At 53.4% G+C, this 1,604-nt stretch carries 1 protein-coding gene; it reads right to left on the reverse strand.

All coding sequences use genetic code 11. From position 1 onward, the window contains the following. Positions 1-46: 46 nt before the first annotated feature. A protein-coding gene (locus KNO92_RS14620) for an IS3 family transposase (RefSeq protein ID WP_214761892.1) occupies positions 47-1,604 on the reverse strand; the annotation gives its coding sequence in 2 pieces (ribosomal slippage) (positions 47-978 and positions 978-1,604; 1,559 coding nt annotated over the 2 pieces). This gene is flagged as partial in the annotation.

Genomic DNA, 1,604 nt, shown 5'->3' on the forward strand with positions numbered 1-1,604 from the left:
TGAACTGCTCCCCGTCAAGTAGACAGGGCAAATAATGAAAACCAAATTAGGCGGCTTGAGACCTGTATTCGACAGGGCTCAAGCCGTTTAGCCGTTTCTGGAAACGATCGTGGTTGGAGAACGATATGTAGGCCTCAATGGCCGACGTGAGTTCGCTATAGGCCTGAAACTCACGCAGGTAGTACATCTCGACTTTTAGGGTACCCCAAAAACCCTCGATCGGGGCGTTGTCGAGACAACGTCCGACCCGGGACATGCTGTGGGTCAGTCCTGCGTCTTCTACCATGCGTTTGAACCCTCTCGATGTGTATTGATACCCTCGGTCGCTATGGATCATCGGTCCCGCTCCTGTGCGGAGCCCCGCGATCGCTGGCATCATCGTCTGGAAGACGAGTCCGTTGTTGTTGGATCTCCCGATACGATAGGCGACAATCGAGCCGTCATATAAGTCGATGATTGCGCTCAGATATGCCTTCCTTCCGGCGCCATATTTGAACTCGGTGACGTCGGTGCACCACTTCTCGTCCGGTCGGGACGCGCTGAATTCCCGGTTCATCAGGTTCTCGGCCACATGCTTCGGGGATGACTTTTTGTACCGTTTTCGCTTCTGGCGGATGACCGAACGGATCTCATGGATACGCATGAGACGATAGATACGCTTCTCGTTGTATGCCGGCAGGCCATGCTGGCGTCGTCTGCGGTTGACCGTCATGGTGATCCGTCGATAGCCGTAGGTTCCGTTCACCTGGTCGTAGAGGAGGCGGATGTCCTCCAGTAGGCTCAGGTTCTCCTCCTCGCGTACCGAGACGGTACGCTTCAACCATTTATAGTAGGCGGCCCGTGAAACCTGCGCGATCTCACACAGGAGCACGACCGGGAACGTATCGGTCGTCGACATTTCCTCGATCGCCATGTAACGCAATTGTAGCCGGATCTGGCTGATCAACCTCTCCTCTCGATCTCCTCTAACTTTTTTAGGAACAGGTTCTCGGCCCGCAGGCGCTCGTTCTCCCGCTCGATCTGTTGGATGCGACGTTTGAGCTTCTCCTCGTTGGTCAGTTCCTCTTCTTGCTTCGTCCGTCCACGCCGGTCCGCGAGCCCGTGCACGCCGTCGGCGTCATATTTTTTCGTCCAGCCGTAGACCTGGTGGTACGACACGGCGAATACCTCGGCCGTCCTTTGATAGTTCCGTCCATTGTCCAGGCAATACCTGACGATTTCCATGCGTTCCTCGAAAGTGGTCTTTCTTCCTTTTACCATAGCTCGATCCATCCCTTTTCTCGAATCTGTTAACTCGCTATGACTAGTATACTTCTTAATCCATCTCCGAAGAACAGACCAATTACTGATTTGATGGTTGGAGAGGACTTCCACCGCGGTGGCCCCGTCGAGATAGTCACGGACGGCAGCGAGCTTCTGTTCCTTGGTGTACAGTTTCCATGTCTTCGACTCCTTCAAGGCATCGATCCCACCGGTATCGAATTTTACTTTCCACACCCGGAGGGTATTCTTAGAAACCTTATGAGTCTCCATGATTTCCTTCCAGGTATATGTGTCTTCTTCCATCATACGTAGTGCACTCAGTTTTTGTTCGATCGAATGCC

It is taken from the genome of Exiguobacterium sp. s129 (genome assembly GCF_018617585.1).
GTDB lineage: Bacteria > Bacillota > Bacilli > Exiguobacteriales > Exiguobacteriaceae > Exiguobacterium > Exiguobacterium aestuarii_A.